The organism is Sulfuricaulis sp. (assembly GCF_024653915.1).
Taxonomy (GTDB): domain Bacteria; phylum Pseudomonadota; class Gammaproteobacteria; order Acidiferrobacterales; family Sulfurifustaceae; genus Sulfuricaulis.
In genome coordinates, this window is the sequence record NZ_JANLGY010000003.1 from 39,818 (window position 1) to 55,647 (window position 15,830).

Genomic DNA, 15,830 nt, shown 5'->3' on the forward strand with positions numbered 1-15,830 from the left:
GGCGGTTTAGTGGCCCGGTAACATGGAATAGATCGACAGCAGCACGGAGACGATGATCAGTATCACGATATACCATTCAACCCGCAGCATGCTCCGGTTCTGCATGAGATTTAACACGGCTTCGGCGGTTTGATTGATGAGGGCGAGCTTGCGTTCGAGCACTGTGTTGCGCTCTCGCAGCTCATACTCATTTTCAAGGTGCAAATACAGGCGCTCGACCTCCGGGTGGTCCCACAGCAGGTCGGGCTTGTCCTGGATCTCCACGCGGCCAATTATGCGCTGCTGTACCAGCAGGCTGCCACCGATGTGTCGCAGCAACTCACGCAGCCGCCGCCCGCCGCCACGCGGGTTCTCCAGGCGTCGTGCCAATGGTTCGATCAGGTCGAAGGCGACCGCCATGGCGTTTTCGTAATAGGCCAGTGCCACGCTGCGCGCGAGCGCAATGGCCACGATCTGGAGGCGCGCCTGCGCCAGGTCGGCAATGCCAATCCCCTCGGGCGTGACACCCTCGGGTTGTTTGCCGACAACGTAGAGCTGAGCTTCCTCGGTTTCCATGCGGCGCAGCGGGCTTTCCACACGCGGCCGCAGTTCCTTGAGAAAATATTTCTGCTCTGTTTCGCTCAGGTTGAAAAGTACCACCGCGCCGTAACGAAACATCACCGCCATTCCCGCTTCTCCGGCCGGCACTGTCAGCGGGCCGAGCGTGACGGCGGGCTCAGGTAGGCCGCGCAGGTTCAGGCGCTCGCCCAAAAAACAGGCGCGCACCGCAATAGGTTTGCTTGCCGGTAACCTCGCGGTTAATTCAGCTGTTTTTGAGACCATATCCCTGTCCGCCGCGAAAGTTTCAGAGTCCGAGCCGCTCCCACACGGTGCAGGTTGGCCCGGCACGGTTCAGTGTGTAGAAATGCAGCCCGGGCGCCCCGCCCTCGAGCAACTTGTCGCACAGGTCGGTGGTGACGTCGAGGCCGAAGGCGCGGATGGAATCTAGATCGTCACCATAGCCTTCCAGCCGCCGGCGGATCCAGCGCGGAATCTCGGTGCCACAGGCATCGGAAAATTTCGCAAGTTGTTTGTAATTGGTGACTGGCATGATGCCTGGCACGATCGGCACCACTACCCCCAGCGCTGAGCACTCTTCGACGAAGCGCCAATAGGCATCCACGTTAAAAAAATACTGGGTCATGGCTGAATTGGCGCCAGCCTTCACCTTGTTTGCGAAGTGGCGGATGTCGGATTCGGGACTGGGCGATTCGGGGTGGAACTCCGGGTAAGCCGCCACCTCGAGATAAAACTCATCGCCGGTTTCGGCGCGGATGAAGCTGACCAGCTCGTTGGCGTAATGAAAATCACCACCGGTTTTGGGCGCGTCTTTGGGAAGATCACCACGCAGCGCGACCAGATGGCGAATACCAAGTTTGCGGTAGGAGTCCAGCAAGGCCAGGATATCGGCGCGCGCGGTGCCGATGCAGGAGATATGTGGCGCCGCCTGTTGGCCCTGGGCTTGTATGTTTTTGACGGTCTCGTAGGTGCCCTCGCGCGTGCTGCCGCCGGCGCCGAAGGTTACGGAGAAAAACTTGGGCTGGAGTTGCGCCAGTTGCTCTACCGTTTCACGCAGCCTGGCACGCCCGTCGTCGTTGCGTGGCGGGAAGAATTCGAAGCTGAAGCTGCGCGGGGATTTTTTCCGGGAGTCCATGACGCCATCTTGCAGAAGTCGGAGACAGGCAACAAGGGGCGCTGTTGCGCCCCCTGTCAGCTTCCGTCCGGCGACTTAATAACGATAGTGGTCCGGCTTGTACGGGCCGTCGATTGGCACGCTGATGTAATCGGCCTGGACCTTGGAGAGCGGAGTAAGATGCGCGCCGATCTTCTTCAAATGCAGGCGCGCCACTTTCTCGTCGAGCTTCTTTGGCAGCACGTACACCTTTTTTTCGTACTTGGCGGTATTCTGAAACAGCTCCATCTGCGCAATAGTTTGGTTCGAGAACGATGCCGACATTACGAACGAGGGATGGCCGGTGGCGCAGCCCAGGTTCACCAGCCGCCCCTTGGCCAGCACAATGATCTTCTTGCCGTCGGGGAAGATCACGTGATCCACCTGCGGCTTGATCTCCTCCCATTTGTAGTTTTTCTCGAGCGAAGCGATGTCGATCTCGGAGTCGAAGTGGCCGATGTTGCACACGATGGCCTCGTTCTTCATCGCTTTCATATGGTCATGGTTGATGACATGCACGTTACCGGTGGCGGTGACGAATATGTCGGCCAGTGCCGCCGCCTCATCCATGGTCACCACGCGGTAACCTTCCATCGAGGCCTGTAGTGCGCAGATTGGGTCGATCTCGGTCACCCACACGGTCGCGCCCATGCCGCGAAAGGCCTGCGCGCAGCCCTTGCCGACGTCGCCATAGCCGAGCACGAGGCAGATCTTGCCAGCGATCATGACATCGGTGGCGCGTTTGATGCCATCGATGAGCGATTCGCGACAGCCGTACAGATTGTCGAATTTGGATTTGGTGACGGAATCGTTGACGTTGAACGCGGGGAACGGTAACCGTCCCTCTTTTTCCATCTGGTACAGGCGATGCACGCCCGTGGTTGTCTCTTCGGTGACGCCACGGATGTTCTTGAGAATGTTCGAATACCAGCCGGGTTTGGTTTCGAGACGCTTTTTAATCGAGGCGAACAGAACGCGTTCTTCTTCGCAGGTGGGTTTGCTGATGAGCGTGGCGTCCTTCTCGGCGCGCGAACCAAGCGTGATCAGCAGCGTGGCGTCGCCGCCATCGTCGAGAATCATGTTGGGGGCACCACCGTCGGTCCACTCGAAAATACGATGGGTATAGTCCCAGTATTCCTCGAGGGTCTCGCCCTTGAAGGCGAATACCGGTGTGCCGGACGCGGCGATCGCGGAGGCGGCATGATCCTGGGTGGAGTAGATGTTGCACGAGGCCCAGCGGATGTCGGCGCCGAGCGCCTTGAGCGTCTCGATCAGCACCGCGGTCTGGATGGTCATGTGTAGCGAGCCGGCCACGCGCGCGCCCTTCAATGGCTGCTTGGCGCCGTATTCCCCGCGCAACGCCATGAGACCGGGCATTTCGGTCTCGGCGATCTCGATTTCCTTGCGGCCCCAGGGGGCGAGGTTGATGTCGGCGACTTTATAATCGGAGAACTTCGGATTGATGACTGCGTTCATGATGCTTGCTCCTGTACGGATTGAGCGAGCGCCGTTGTTTTAACTGACGTTCCCTCCGAGCCTGGCCCCGGTGTTAGCATGGGGGTGCAACGCTCCTCGGAGAGCAACGCCTCGCCGCGGAGTGCGGCGACGGTAAAAAAACTTTAGCCGATGGCGGCGCTCCGCGCCTTGATGCCAGCGGCCTCACGCAATACTTCAGCCTTGTCGGTGCGTTCCCAGCTGAAGCCGGCCTCGGTGCGGCCGAAATGGCCATAGGCGGCGGTCGCGAGGTACACCGGGCGCAACAAGTCGAGCATCAGCACGATACCCTTGGGGCGCAGGTCGAAATGTTTGGTCACGAGTTCGGCAATCTTTGCGTCCGGAATTGCGCCGGTGCCGAAGGTGTCGACATGCACCGATACCGGTTTGGCGACGCCGATGGCGTAGGCGATCTGGATCTCGCACCGTGTGGCCAGACCGGCCGCAACGATGTTTTTGGCGACATAGCGCCCGGCATAAGCAGCAGAACGGTCAACCTTGGTCGGGTCCTTGCCGGAGAAGGCGCCGCCGCCGTGACGGGCCATGCCGCCGTAGGTGTCGACAATAATCTTGCGGCCGGTCAGTCCGGCGTCACCCACCGGGCCGCCGATTTCAAACGAGCCGGTCGGGTTGATGAAATACTTGGTGTCCTTGGTAAGCCATTCTTTCGGCATCACCGGTTTCACGATTTCCTCGATCACGGCTTCCTTGAGGGTGTCGTACTTGACGCCTGGCGCGTGCTGGGTCGAGAGCACCACGGCGTCGATGCCGGCCGGCCGGTTGTCCACGTACTTCACGGTGACTTGTGACTTGGCGTCCGGGCGCAGCCAGTTGAGTTTGCTTTTGCGTATCTCGGCCTGGCGCTTTACAAGGCGATGCGCCAGCGTGATCGGCATGGGCATGAGCACGTCGGTTTCGTTTGTCGCGTAGCCGAACATCAGGCCCTGGTCTCCAGCGCCCTGTTCAAGGTCGAGGCCTTTGCCTTCGTCCACGCCGGCGGCGATGTCGGGAGATTGGCGGCCAATCGCCGTCAGCACGGTGCAGCTGTCCGGGCCAAAACCCATCTCGTCGGTGTAGCCGATGTGGCGTATCACGTCGCGCGCCACCTTGTCGAAATCCACGTTGGCTTTGGTCGTAATCTCGCCGGCGAGTACCACGAGATTATTCTTGACGAGGGTTTCGCAGGCCACGCGCGCGGTCTTGTCCTGTTTCAGGATTGAATCGAGCACGGCGTCCGAGATCTGATCGCAGACCTTGTCCGGATGACCTTCGGATACCGATTCAGAAGTAAAAAGAAAACTGTCCGACATAAACAACCCCGATCTGGTTAGCTATTTCGCAAGGCCGCGCAGTTTACCAATCCCGGGCAAAATTGACACGCCGACTCCAAAAACCCACTTTCAGCACTGCTCCCACGGCAGGCCATGAAAGCGCCAGCCACCCGTCGCGCTGCGATGGTGGCTGTCGTCCAGCTGGCCTTCGAAGCCTTCGGCCACATTGTAGACATCGCTGATCCCGGCCTCGATCAGGACCTTGCCGGCCTCCAGTGAGCGCACCCCGCTGCGGCAGATAAGCACTACCGGCGCGGCCCCAGCCGCCCCACCCAGCATGGCCTGGCGTACCATTTTGACGAAGTTAGTGTTCACCTTCCAATCGGGTTCATCGATCCAGGGGATGTGGATGGCGCCCGCGGGATGCCCGACGAACAGAAATTCCATGTGCGAGCGCACATCCACCAAGAGCGCGTTCGGATAGTCCTGGACGAACTTGTGCGCCTCTTTGGGGCTCAGGGTTTTGACGGCTTCGGTCATTCAATCCTCACTTCAGGTATGCCCAGTCGGGCGGCGATTGGGCATACTAGGCAGATTATGCTCCCTGCCACTGTCTTGCCCAACCCGATAATCAGACCGCGCGCGCCCAAGCCATTAATGCGGTCCGCCGGCTCGGCGATCATGGATTTTTCCATGATACGCCCGGGGGATCGTGTCCTGCTCGGACTTTCCGGTGGCAAGGACAGTTTGTCGCTATTGCATGTGCTGCTCGAGCTGCGCGACAAGGCCCCGGTACGCTTCGAGCTCGGCGCGGCCACGGTCGATCCCTGCATCGAGGGCTTCGACCCTTCCTTCCTGAAAGACTACGTCTCGGCTCTGGATGTTCCCTATTTTTACCGGCGCCAGGATATTGTCGGTCGGGCGCTCAAGACCATGCGCGGGGATTCCTTCTGCGCCTACTGTTCACGCATGCGCCGCGGCATATTGTATGCGACCGCGCGCGACCAGGGATACAACGTGCTGGCGCTGGCACATCATCTGGACGACCTCGCCGAATCATTTCTGATGAGCGCCTTCTATGGCGGCAGCCTGCGCACCATGAAGGCGCACTACGTGAATGATGCTGGCGATCTGCGCATCATCCGGCCTTTTGTGTATGCGCGTGAGCGTCAGACTCGTGATTTTGCCCTTCGCGCCGGGCTTCCCGCCATCATGGATAACTGCCCGGCCTGTTTCAGCATGCCCAGCCAACGCATGCACATTAAGTCCCTGCTTTCAGATCAGGAAAAGACACAAAAAGGATTATTTTCCAATTTATTGACTGCAATTCGACCACTTATGTCTGAAAGAGCACCGAAATGAATTGTAATTTATCCTCGTATACATTCTATGCTCGTTAATAAAATTTATATGTTAAAAGTGGTTAATTAATTCACTTTAACTGGTTTATAACCTGCAATATGGGATTTTATTATTGAAAAAAAGCGTGATTCCACACGAGGATGATTAGCATATTGGTCTAGCCCGCCTTCCATGGAGTTTGAAACCAATTCCAGCCGCGTTCCACTGTCAGGATGGGTTTTGAACATCAATGAAACCGCATCATCCTGGGGATTGATGGAGGCGAGTGTCTGTAAAACCGAGGGTAACCCATAAGGGTCATATCCGGCGCGTGCCGCAACAACCACCCCTGCACGGTCGGCCGCAAATTCATCCTCCTTGTCGAGTCCGCGCGTGTAGATCTCGGTACCGGCGCTGACAATCTTGTTGAATTCTTCCTTGCCCTTCTTTTCGGCGTAACTGCTCAGGGCATCCCCGGCCAGCCCGGCGAGTGCGCCCTTGCGCATGGTCTTAAGCGCGTGTTTCTCCACCACATGCGTGACTTCATGGGCCAGCACGCCGGCCAGCTCAGCCTCATCACGCATGCGCAGCAGCATCCCGCGCGTGATAAAAATATAACCTCCCGGTGTCGCGAAGGCGTTTACGCCGTCGGTGTCGACCACGGCGAAATGCCAGGGGAGATTGGGGCGGTCGGAGTGCATGGCGATCCACTGCCCCACGCGATTCACATAGGCTTGCAGCTTGGCGTCATTCACGGGTGGCGCGGCCCCGAGCAGGTTTGCTGCCACGCCTTTGCCGATTTCAATCTCGTCGGCATCGGAGGGCTCCTTCAAGACCTTGAGTTTTTCTTTGACGTCCTTCAGCTTGTCAAAGTCGAGCTTGAGCGCATGGGCCACGGGCGCCAGCAGCGAGACTGCCAGCAACAAAACAACAGGAATGCGGATTTTCATGGGTGCCTCCGTTTATTCAGGTTTCGGCAGGGCAGGGACGTTGCTTTCCCTGAGCCCCGCCGCCTTGGCGTATTCACGTGCCTGACTCGTTGTGACGCTGTAACCATCGACCTTTTTCACCGCGGCCGGATCGGGCTTGGCATTTTTGAGTTCCTCGGCGCTCATGCCGCGGATGCCGGTGGTGGCCACGATGCCCTGCGAACCGGAACGGCCGGTCTGGCCGACATTTTTCAGGACGGCCAGACCGCCGGATTTTTTGGCCTCCGGGCCTTCGCCCACCCGCACTTGGTGCAGTTTGGCCCAGCCGGTTTTGCCCTTGGAAGAAATGCGCATCCAGCCGCCTTGCCGCTCAAGGATGTCCACCGCGGTGTTCGCCGGCAGTTGGCCGGCAGGCTTGGCGTCGCGGTAGGGCGTCGCCATCAGGTCCACCGCCGAACGCGTGGTGCCGGTTTCCCGCACAGCCGTGCCGGTACTCTTGGCAGCAGTTGCAGTTGCCGCCGCACCAGTGTTCATGGCGACAGTGCTGGTTTCAGTAGTGGCGGCAGTGCCAGCATTTTTTACGGTACTGGTTTCCTCAGCACAGGCTGCATTGAGCGTGGCGAGACCGACGAGTGATACCAGTGTGATTAATCGTTTCATGAAGCCTCCCAAGTTGGTTCGTATAGATGAATCTTGCCTTCCTTGCCCTTGAGCGTAACGAGGCCATGATCGGTAAAGGCGCATTGCGCATGACAGGCATCGCGCACGGTAGCCGAAACCAGTATCCGGGAACGACCGCGGGTGGCGCCCTCGATCCGGCTGGCGGTGTTCACGGTGTCGCCGATCACGGTGTAATCCTGACGATGTATCGGAGAGCCGATGAAGCCTACCACCGCTTCGCCGGTATGGAGGCCGATGCCGATGTTGAAATTTTCACCCTCGGGACCGAGCTCCTGACGGAACCGCAGCAGTGTCTGTTCCATCTCGCGCGCGCACTCAAGAGCGCGACGGGCGTGATCCGGTTGATCCGTCGGCGCGCCCCAGAAGGCCATGATCGCATCGCCGATGTATTTGTCCAGCGTTCCCTGATGACGAAAAATGACTTCGACCTGCAAGCTGAAATAACGATTGAGCAGATCAACGATCTCCGGCGCCGATTTACGCTCCGACAGCGATGTAAAACCCTGGATGTCGGAAAACAGCACCGTGATCTCGCGTTTCTGACCGGAAAGCGAGGCGTCGGTTTCGCCTTTCTCTACCAGCCCCGCGACCACGCGTGGATCGAGAAAGCGTGAAAACAGTTGCGTGACGCGTTGGCGGTCGCGGCGCTCGAGCCAGTGGGCGCGCACGGCGGATGGCACGAAAAAAATCCACGCAAACAGCAGCGGGCTAACAATGGGAATGACGGTGCGGCCGAATGCCAATCCGGCCCACCCGCCCACAACCAGCGTCAGGGTCAACAGCAGCAATCCGATTCCTTGGGGCAGGGGGCTCACGCCGCGCGTAAACGCTGTGGCCAGCGCTAGCAGCACGAATGCCGTGAGCGCGGGCATGAACCAGGAGGGCGCATTGCGCAGACGTTCACCATTCTTGAGATTGCCAATCATGGTCGCGAGTATCTCCGTCCCCGGAAAATCCGCACCCATGGGGGTGACCTTAAGATCGTGCAGGCCCGAGGCGGTGGTACCGATGATCACGATCTTGCCGCGAAATTCATCCGTGGGACGCTGCGGGTTTTTACGTTCGAAGTCCGTGAAGACGTCGAAGAAAGATACCGTGGCATAAGACTTTGGCGGTCCATGCCAGGTGATCATGAGACTTTCTGTTTCCGGCACGGCGTAACCAAGGTCGCGCGCCACGCGCACGGGCAGTGACGGGATGTGCCAGCCGTAAGCGTTGAGTTGCATCGGGTAGCGGCGAACCACGCCGTCGGTATCTGCAAAAACGTTGATGGTGCCGAGGCGCCCGGTTTCGGCAAGCCCCTGCAGCGGCAGCAGCAGCGCGGCGCGCGCCTCGGTATCGGCCTTGGGGCCGGCCGTGGCATTTTTGAGGTTTTTCAGCGGGTAGCCGTTACCACGTTCAGCCTGCGGCGGCGCCGACAGGCGCACCATGGGGAAGTAGACGTTGGGCAGCGCCACCGCCGTGCGCACAAAATAAAGGTCATCGGCCATGTGTTCCCTTTGCGGGTCGATGAACAGGATGTCGAACACGATAGCCGCCGGCTGCTGGCGTGCCAGCCCCTCGAGCAGCTGTCCGTACACCGCGCGGGTCCAGGGATAGCGCCCGTATTCGGGCACCATGGCCTCGAGCGTGGGTTCGTCGATATCGATCATGACGATGCCGGGGTCGGCGGGGAGGCGCAAGGCCAGACTGCGCAGGTTCCAATCGAGGTAAAGATTTTCGAGGCGGCTGACGGCGTTCCAGTGCGCCGCCGCCAGCGCCGCCAACCAGACGATGGCGGCGAGCACAAACGGGGTGTGCCGCCGCGCCGTTTTTGTAATCGAAAACGAAGCCCTACTCGCTACGCTCGTTCGTCCTGACATAAGATAACAGACTAACCCAGCAGGGAGCGGAGTCCAAGCCGACGGGCAGGCAGCACGACGGCATGCAAACATTCAATGAACCCATCACGCTCGACGCAAGCCAGGACCGAAAGCACGGACCATTCGCTTTCTTTTTTGACGGTCAAATTGACAAAGCACAGCTTCGCCCCGCGCTACTGGCTGAGCTGGCTGTGGCTGTTTTTTCTGCGTTTCACAACGATACTCCCGCTGGCGTGGTCGCGCGTGCTCGGCGCCGGACTCGGGCTGCTCATGATGGCCAACAGAAAAAGAAGAAGAATTGCGCGCATCAATCTCGAGCTGTGTTTCCCCAGGCTCAGCCTGCGCGAGCGCGAACACTTGCGGCGACGGCATTTCATCGTGAGCGGCCAGAGTTACGTCGATCTCGCCTATTTGGTATGGGCCTCCGAGCGTCGCATCCTGCGCAAGACGCATATCCGCGGACTGGAGCATTACCACGATCTGCGTGGGCGTAACGTCATCCTGCTCGCACCGCATTGTGTTGGTATCAATTTTGGCGGGAGCATGATCGCGCGCGAACGCGCGATATTCACCATGGTCAAGCTGCAGGGTAATCCGGTGGTCAATTGGTTGCTCAACCGCGCGCAAACACGCTTCAATTCCTTTCTGCTTTCACGAACACAGGGTCTGCGTCCCGTCATTCGCGGACTTAAGCAGGGTCTTGTGTTCCATTACTCACCGGATGAGGATTTCGGCGATCGCCAGTCGGTGTTCGTGCCGTTCTTCGGCGTGCCGACGGCGACGCTTACCACGCTCGGCCGGCTCGCTCACCTCACCAACGCGCTGGTGGTGCCGTGCTTCACGCGCCTGCTGCCGGATGGGGGTGGCTATGAGGTGAATTTGAAACCGCCCCTCGAGGATTTTCCGACCGGTGACCGTACGCGCGACGCTGCGCGCATGAACGCCGTGATCGAGGAGGGATTGCGCCCCATGCCCGAGCAGTACCTGTGGACCTTCAAGCTGTTCAAGACCCGACCGGGGCAGGCGCCGTCGCCCTATGGCTGACGCGCGGCTGAGTGATTTCGCGCATCCGCGCTACTGGTTGACGTGGGTCGGGCTTGGCTTCATGCGCGTCATAAGCTGGCTGCCGTCGCCGGCCATAGCATTAGTCGGCGGCGCACTCGGAATGCTGTTGTACGTTCTGCACGCCCCGCGCCGGCACGTGGTGCACGTCAATCTCCAGCTTTGTTTTCCGCAGCTTTCTCGGGGGGCGCGGGCGCGTATTGCTCGACAGCACTTTCGTGCCTTCGGCCAGACACTGCTCGACATCGGCATCACCTGGTGGTCATCGGCAGCGCGCCTGAAACGGCTCACGCGCTTTCGTGGTCGCGAGCACTACGACAACGCCCTGCGTGACAACAAAAACATCATTCTGCTGGCACCGCATTTTCTTGGGCTCGAGTATGGCGGCATGCGCCTTTCGGTCGAACGGCCGATGGTCACGGTGTTCCGCCATCCGGCGAATAAATTATTGAGCGTGGTGATGGAACGCGCGCGGTCGCGCTTCTATCTCCGGCTGGTGGAACACATCCAGTCATTCACGACGCTCGTGAAGCAAACCAGGAAAGGCGTGCCGTTGTATTACCTGCCGGACCAGGACGCCGGTTTGCGCAACGCGGTATTCGCGCCCTTCTTCGGTGTGCCGGCAGCGACCTTTGTCGTGTTGCCGCGGCTGGCGAAGATGACAGACGCCGTGGTGGTTCCCTGTATCACGCGCCAGCTGTCGTGGGGACGAGGTTACGAGATCGAATTCCGTCCACCGTTGAAGGATTTCCCCTCTGGCGACCCAGTGACGGACACTACACGCATGAACCAGGAAATCCAGATCGCCGTACGGGAGAGCCCGGAGCAATATTTCTGGCTGCACAAGCGCTTCAAGACACGCCCGAAGGGTGAGCCGGATTTTTACAAGAAGGGGTGAGCCGGCGAAGCCGACCTAACTATTTAGTCATTTCCGCAAACGATTAAGAAAAACTGTCATCTCCTTCGCCGCCTGTTTGTCGCCCTTCTCTTCCGCAACTTTAATTCCATCTTCGTAGGCCTTGATCGCCTCGTCTTTGTGGTCGCCGTCGGTAAGTGCTTTGCCGAGTAGTTTCCACGCGGCGGAATATTTCGGGTTTTTCACCACGGCTTGGCGCAGGTGTTCGGCGGCCTTGACGGGCTGATTGAGTTTCATATATTCACCGCCGAGGCTGTAACGCAGCAGCGCGCTGTCCTGGCCGCGCGCGAGCATGGCTTCCAGGTTGTTAACGATCGCCATGCTTATTCCTTGGGTGGCTTGGGATTGACGCCGAGCTGTTTCAGCTTGCGATACAGATGCGTGCGTTCCATGCCGGACAGGCGCGCGACCTCGGCGACGTTGCCGCCGGTGCGCTTGAGGTGATGTTCCAAGTAGGCTTTTTCGAACTGGTCACGCGCCTCGCGCAGCGGCATTTCCAGGAGTGTCGGCGGATAGGAGTCGGATGATACCGGCGCCGGAGAGCCGAGCGTTTGTTCGACCTCGGATTCGCTGACTTCTTCCCCACGATGCAAAATCAGTAACCGTTGGACCATATTGCGCAGCTCGCGCACGTTGCCGGGCCAGGAATAATTGCGCAGCAGGTTGAGCGCGCCAGTGGTAAATTTTCTATAAGGCAGGTGTTCGTTGTCCGCCATCCAGTTGACGTAGAAATTAATCAGGTCCGGCACATCCTCGTGATGCTCGCGCAGGCTCGGCACGCGCAGCGGTACGACGTTGAGACGGTAGTAGAGGTCTTCGCGGAAACGCTTTTCCTCCACCGCCTTGTGCAGGTCCTGATCGCTGGCCGCGAGGATGCGCGTGTCCATGTCGATGGTTTCCTGGCCGCCGACACGGGTGAAGTGTTTCTGTTCGAGCGCATTAAGCAGCCGCGCCTGCGCCGTCAGGTCGAGGCCGCCGATTTCGTTGAGCAGCAGCGTGCCGTTGGCGGCCTGCTCAAAGCAGCCGGGCGTGGCCGCGCCCTTTTGTTCCTGCCCGAAAAGCTGCGCCGCCACCTGCGACGGTGATATCGCGGTCAGGCTCACCTCGACAAAGGGACCGTCTTTGCGCGCGCTGTGCGCATGCAGATAGCGCGCCGCCACGGCCTTGCCGCTGCCCGGTTCGCCGGTGATCAGCACCCAGGCGTCGGTGGCGGCGATGCGCTCGATGTTCTCGCGCAACTGCAGCATGGGCGGGCTCTTGCCGGTGAGCGTGGCGGTGGGTTCGGCCTGACGTCGCAGACGCAGGTTTTCGCGGCGCAGCTTGTCGGTTTCGAGGGCGCGTTCGATGGTGACGAGCAGCTTGCCCATGGACACCGGTTTTTCGATGAAGTCATAGGCGCCGAGGCGCGTGGCCTCGACGGCGGTTTCGACGGTGCCGTGTCCCGAGATCATGATCACCGGCATTTCGAGGGGACCGGCCTCGGACCACTCGCGCAACAGGCTGATGCCGTCCGTGCCCGGCATCCAGATGTCGAGCAGCACCAGGTCCGGCCGCTGTTTTTTCACCGCCTCACGCGCGGCCGCGGCGTTCTCGACGGCGGTCACCTTGTAGTGTTCGTCCTCGAGAATTTCCTGCATCAGGCGGCGGATGTCGGGTTCGTCGTCCACCACCAAGATATAACCGGGATTCATGCCTTGTTTTCTCCCCGCGCCGAATTGGAAACTGCCGGTGATTCAGCCGACCCCGTTGCCGCGCTGACCGGAAGACGGATGATGACACAGGCGCCGCCTTCCTTCAGGTTATAGGTGCGTATGGTGCCGCCGTGTTCCTCGACGATGCGTTTGACGATGGCGAGCCCGAGTCCGGTGCCCTTTTCCTTGTGGGTGACATAGGGCTCGTACAGGCGTGCCAGCAGTGCGTCCGGGAATCCTGGGCCGTTGTCCTGCACCGTCATTTCCACGAAACGGTGAATATCCCCTTCCACCATGCGCGTGCCGATGCGGATCACGGGCTTGGCCGTGGCGATCAATGCGTCGCGCGCATTCAACAGCAAGTTGTGCAGCACCTGGCGCAGCCGACCGGGGTCAGCCGGAATGTGTGGCAGATCGGCGTCGAGATCAAGCTTGGTAGTGACGGCGCGCGCGGCCTTCCTCTTGCCGGTTTTACTGGCGCCGTGCAGCGGCACGACGCCCTTGGCGGTGCCGCGCGCGTTTTTGTAGAGCTCAACCACATCACGAATGAGATCGTTCACATCCACCGGACGCGACTGCATCTGGGCCGAGCGTGCGTACTCGGAAAAATCATTGACCATGGACTTGAGCGAATCGACTTGCTCGATAATCGTGCGCGTGGCGCGCTCGAGCGCGTCACGCTCATCCTCCGGCACTTGGTGCAGGTACTTGTGTCGGATGCGTTCGGCAGAAAGCTGGATGGGCGTAAGCGGGTTTTTGATCTCGTGTGCCATGCGCCGCGCCACCTCGCCCCAGGCGGCGTCGCGCTGCGCCTGAATCAGCGTGGTGATGTCGTCGAACACCACAACATAACCGCCGCGTTTTTCGCGCCACGAGGGCAACGAGGTTCCGCGCAACATCAAGGTGCGGCGAGAATTGTTGATCGATAACTGGATCTGTACCTGCCACTCGTCTTGCCCCGCCGCCGCGGCCTGCTCCACGGCCTCGATCAGCGGTTGCAGTACCGGGTAGTTTTCTGTCAGCCAGGCAAGCGGTTTGCGCTCGCCGGCGCGCAGGTCGGTGCCGAGTATCTGGCCCGCCGCCGGATTGTGCGTGCGCAGCAGCAGGCGCTGATTGAAGGTGAGCACGCCGGAAGAAAGGTGGCCCAGCACGGTTTCGAGATAGGCGCGCTGGATTTCCGCTTCTTGCTGGCTGCGCTTGGACTGCAGCTGTGCACGATGGATGCGGCGCGTCATGTCGTTGAAGGATTCGACCAGGATGCCGATTTCGTCGTGGCTGGTGACGGGGATCTGCTTCTGGTAATCGCCCTGTGCCACGGCGTGCGTGGCCTCGGCCAGTTCGCGGATGGGGGTGGCAAGACGGCGCGCGAAGAAGATGGCCGCCCACACGGCGATCAGCAGCGTCAGTAGCGCAATCAGCGACAGCGTCAGCGTGAAACCGAACTTGAGCGGGCCGCGCAGGTACACGAGCTTTTCGTACTCGGCGAACGCCGATTGCACCGACTCGCCGAGCTTGGCGTAACGCGGCGGCAGTGCCTGCAGCACTTGCAGCACGCGCAGCGGCGCGCCCACGTCGCGCGCATGCACCGGCACCACCACGCGCAACCGCAGGCCGGATTTGCTGGTGGCGTCGAGATTGGCGTAGGTCAGGCCCTGGCGCACCTGCGTAATCATGGCGTCGCTTGGCCGGTCCGGCACCAGCTTGCCGGCCTCAAGATTGGCCTCACTGCTGGAGGCGATGATCTTGCGGTCCTGGGTGTACAGCGTGAGCTCGGTGATGTTGTACTGCTCACGCAGCGCATTCAGCAAGGAAAGCTCCGAGGGCACGGCGCCGATTTTCTGCCGCACTGGCAGGGTTTCCAGTTCGATGGCGATCTCCTGGGTATTTTTCACCAGATCCTGGCGCTGGGCGTCGAGCGCCGTGCGCCCGAGCAGCAGCGCATCGTCGAGGGCGCGCTCGATACGCACGTCGAACCAGTTGTCGATGCCGTGGTTGAGCGCCTGGATGGAAAAGTAGAACACCACCGACACCGGCACCACCGCGAGCACCACGAACATCACCAGCAGCCGCAAGGTCAACCGCGTGCCGACGACCCGCGCGCGGTACTGCTCGGCGAAATGGAACAGGTTGAGCAGGATCAGCGCGATCAGCAGTACCGCGCCGAGGATATTGACCAGCAGCAGTACCGAATACATGCGCCCGAACAGCGCCGAGTTCTGGGCCGCCGCGTTCATCATGATGAACGCGGCGATGAGCAGCACCGACAGCACCGACAGCGGCGTGAAGCCGGTGACGTAGCGAGTGACGATGCGGTTCAGGGCGTTACTTTCCATGAGGTCCAGCCGCTATTGAGGTGCCAGGTAAATGAGGTGTAGGCCACCGGCCGCAAGGGCGTGGGCAGGGCCTCGATATCGAGGCTGACGCGCAAGTCCACGGCATGGGGGGCATCCGGCGTCGCGGCTTCTTCCAGCGCCAGCTTGACGTCGTTGAGGGAGCCCAGTTGTTTCAGTGCCTCCTGAAGCGTCAGCAGGCTTTCGCCGGTTTCGGCCTCGGGCGCCGATGTGCTGATCAGGTACTGCCCGGACAGCGCGTGAAACTGGATGCGGCGGCGCAGCGGCCAGGAGGCAATCTCGCGGTCCCACAGGAAGCGCCGCTCGCGGTACAGGCGCACGTCGATGATTACTTCTAGCGGAATGCCCTTGGCCAGCGCCTCTTCTACTTTGGGATTCAGTCCCAGTTCAAGATTGCCGGTAAGTACCAGCGACTGATCCACGAATTTCGGCTGTACGTCGGCCACCTTGAACTCGGCGCTGGTATCGCTTAAGCAGGCCAGCGCCAGCACGACCGTGGCCCAGCGGCGCCAGTGTCTCAT

At 60.3% G+C, this 15,830-nt stretch carries 15 protein-coding genes and 1 riboswitch; of the genes, 3 read left to right on the forward strand and 12 right to left on the reverse strand.

Going from position 1 to position 15,830, the window contains the following annotated elements; all coding sequences use genetic code 11:
• Positions 1-6 precede the first annotated feature (6 nt).
• From NUV55_RS00850 to NUV55_RS00870, 5 genes are all read right to left on the reverse strand, one after another.
• A complete protein-coding gene (locus NUV55_RS00850; protein WP_296669527.1) occupies positions 7-765 on the reverse strand; it encodes an RMD1 family protein in 759 nt (252 codons plus the stop codon).
• Positions 766-844: 79 nt separating this feature from the next.
• On the reverse strand, positions 845-1,693 hold the full coding sequence (metF, locus tag NUV55_RS00855; RefSeq protein WP_296669529.1) for a methylenetetrahydrofolate reductase [NAD(P)H]: 849 nt from the start codon (positions 1,691-1,693) through the stop codon (positions 845-847).
• Positions 1,694-1,768: 75 nt separating this feature from the next.
• The gene (ahcY, locus tag NUV55_RS00860) at positions 1,769-3,187 is read right to left on the reverse strand and encodes an adenosylhomocysteinase (protein ID WP_296669531.1); all 1,419 of its coding nucleotides are present in this window, start codon (positions 3,185-3,187) and stop codon (positions 1,769-1,771) included.
• Between the two features lie 19 nt (positions 3,188-3,206).
• Positions 3,207-3,291: riboswitch (S-adenosyl-L-homocysteine riboswitch) on the reverse strand.
• Positions 3,292-3,330: 39 nt separating this feature from the next.
• A complete protein-coding gene (gene metK / locus NUV55_RS00865) occupies positions 3,331-4,515 on the reverse strand; it encodes a methionine adenosyltransferase (protein WP_296669533.1) in 1,185 nt (394 codons plus the stop codon).
• A gap of 90 nt (positions 4,516-4,605) precedes the next feature.
• The gene (locus NUV55_RS00870; RefSeq protein WP_296669535.1) at positions 4,606-5,016 is read right to left on the reverse strand and encodes a rhodanese-like domain-containing protein; all 411 of its coding nucleotides are present in this window, start codon (positions 5,014-5,016) and stop codon (positions 4,606-4,608) included.
• Between the two features lie 117 nt (positions 5,017-5,133).
• Between NUV55_RS00870 and NUV55_RS00875 the strand changes: the two genes are divergently transcribed.
• Entirely contained in the window at positions 5,134-5,838 is a 705-nt protein-coding gene (locus NUV55_RS00875) for an ATP-binding protein (protein WP_296669536.1), read from the forward strand.
• Between the two features lie 65 nt (positions 5,839-5,903).
• On the opposite strand, the gene NUV55_RS00880 is transcribed toward NUV55_RS00875, so the two are convergent.
• From NUV55_RS00880 to NUV55_RS00890, 3 genes are read right to left on the reverse strand one after another with little or no spacing between them, the layout of a single operon-like run.
• Entirely contained in the window at positions 5,904-6,767 is an 864-nt protein-coding gene (locus NUV55_RS00880) for a M48 family metallopeptidase (protein ID WP_296669538.1), read from the reverse strand.
• Positions 6,768-6,779: 12 nt separating this feature from the next.
• Complete coding sequence (locus tag NUV55_RS00885; RefSeq protein ID WP_296669540.1) at positions 6,780-7,406, reverse strand: SH3 domain-containing protein; 627 nt, start codon at positions 7,404-7,406, stop codon at positions 6,780-6,782.
• Positions 7,403-9,214, reverse strand: a complete 1,812-nt coding sequence (locus NUV55_RS00890; protein ID WP_296669541.1) for a CHASE2 domain-containing protein — start codon at positions 9,212-9,214, stop codon at positions 7,403-7,405. Before NUV55_RS00890 ends, NUV55_RS00885 begins: the two co-directional genes overlap by 4 nt.
• A gap of 210 nt (positions 9,215-9,424) precedes the next feature.
• Here NUV55_RS00890 and NUV55_RS00895 point away from each other — a divergent pair, with 210 nt between their 5' ends.
• Both NUV55_RS00895 and NUV55_RS00900 read left to right on the forward strand, forming a co-directional pair.
• The gene (locus NUV55_RS00895; RefSeq protein WP_296669543.1) at positions 9,425-10,333 is read left to right on the forward strand and encodes a hypothetical protein; all 909 of its coding nucleotides are present in this window, start codon (positions 9,425-9,427) and stop codon (positions 10,331-10,333) included.
• Positions 10,326-11,249, forward strand: a complete 924-nt coding sequence (locus tag NUV55_RS00900) for a lysophospholipid acyltransferase family protein (protein ID WP_296669545.1) — start codon at positions 10,326-10,328, stop codon at positions 11,247-11,249. The genes NUV55_RS00895 and NUV55_RS00900 overlap by 8 nt, the downstream gene beginning before the upstream one ends.
• Positions 11,250-11,276: 27 nt before the next feature.
• Here the strand turns inward: NUV55_RS00900 and NUV55_RS00905 are convergent, their stop codons facing one another.
• From NUV55_RS00905 to NUV55_RS00920, 4 genes are read right to left on the reverse strand one after another with little or no spacing between them, the layout of a single operon-like run.
• Complete coding sequence (locus tag NUV55_RS00905; RefSeq protein ID WP_296669547.1) at positions 11,277-11,588, reverse strand: tetratricopeptide repeat protein; 312 nt, start codon at positions 11,586-11,588, stop codon at positions 11,277-11,279.
• A gap of 2 nt (positions 11,589-11,590) precedes the next feature.
• Entirely contained in the window at positions 11,591-12,958 is a 1,368-nt protein-coding gene (locus NUV55_RS00910) for a sigma-54 dependent transcriptional regulator (protein ID WP_296669549.1), read from the reverse strand.
• On the reverse strand, positions 12,955-15,291 hold the full coding sequence (locus tag NUV55_RS00915; protein WP_296669551.1) for an ATP-binding protein: 2,337 nt from the start codon (positions 15,289-15,291) through the stop codon (positions 12,955-12,957). The genes NUV55_RS00910 and NUV55_RS00915 overlap by 4 nt, the downstream gene beginning before the upstream one ends.
• Entirely contained in the window at positions 15,273-15,830 is a 558-nt protein-coding gene (locus NUV55_RS00920; RefSeq protein ID WP_296669554.1) for a DUF4390 domain-containing protein, read from the reverse strand. Before NUV55_RS00920 ends, NUV55_RS00915 begins: the two co-directional genes overlap by 19 nt.

Coding starts and splice junctions, on each gene's coding strand:
- ahcY (WP_296669531.1), bottom strand. CDS start 3,187: ATGAACGCAGTCATCAATCCGAAGTTCTCCGATTATAAAGTCGCCGAC.
- NUV55_RS00910 (WP_296669549.1), bottom strand. CDS start 12,958: ATGAATCCCGGTTATATCTTGGTGGTGGACGACGAACCCGACATCCGC.
- metF (WP_296669529.1), bottom strand. CDS start 1,693: ATGGACTCCCGGAAAAAATCCCCGCGCAGCTTCAGCTTCGAATTCTTC.
- NUV55_RS00885 (WP_296669540.1), bottom strand. CDS start 7,406: ATGAAACGATTAATCACACTGGTATCACTCGTCGGTCTCGCCACGCTC.
- metK (WP_296669533.1), bottom strand. CDS start 4,515: ATGTCGGACAGTTTTCTTTTTACTTCTGAATCGGTATCCGAAGGTCAT.
- NUV55_RS00920 (WP_296669554.1), bottom strand. CDS start 15,830: ATGAGACACTGGCGCCGCTGGGCCACGGTCGTGCTGGCGCTGGCCTGC.
- NUV55_RS00915 (WP_296669551.1), bottom strand. CDS start 15,291: ATGGAAAGTAACGCCCTGAACCGCATCGTCACTCGCTACGTCACCGGC.
- NUV55_RS00905 (WP_296669547.1), bottom strand. CDS start 11,588: ATGGCGATCGTTAACAACCTGGAAGCCATGCTCGCGCGCGGCCAGGAC.
- NUV55_RS00900 (WP_296669545.1), top strand. CDS start 10,326: ATGGCTGACGCGCGGCTGAGTGATTTCGCGCATCCGCGCTACTGGTTG.
- NUV55_RS00880 (WP_296669538.1), bottom strand. CDS start 6,767: ATGAAAATCCGCATTCCTGTTGTTTTGTTGCTGGCAGTCTCGCTGCTG.
- NUV55_RS00875 (WP_296669536.1), top strand. CDS start 5,134: ATGCGGTCCGCCGGCTCGGCGATCATGGATTTTTCCATGATACGCCCG.
- NUV55_RS00870 (WP_296669535.1), bottom strand. CDS start 5,016: ATGACCGAAGCCGTCAAAACCCTGAGCCCCAAAGAGGCGCACAAGTTC.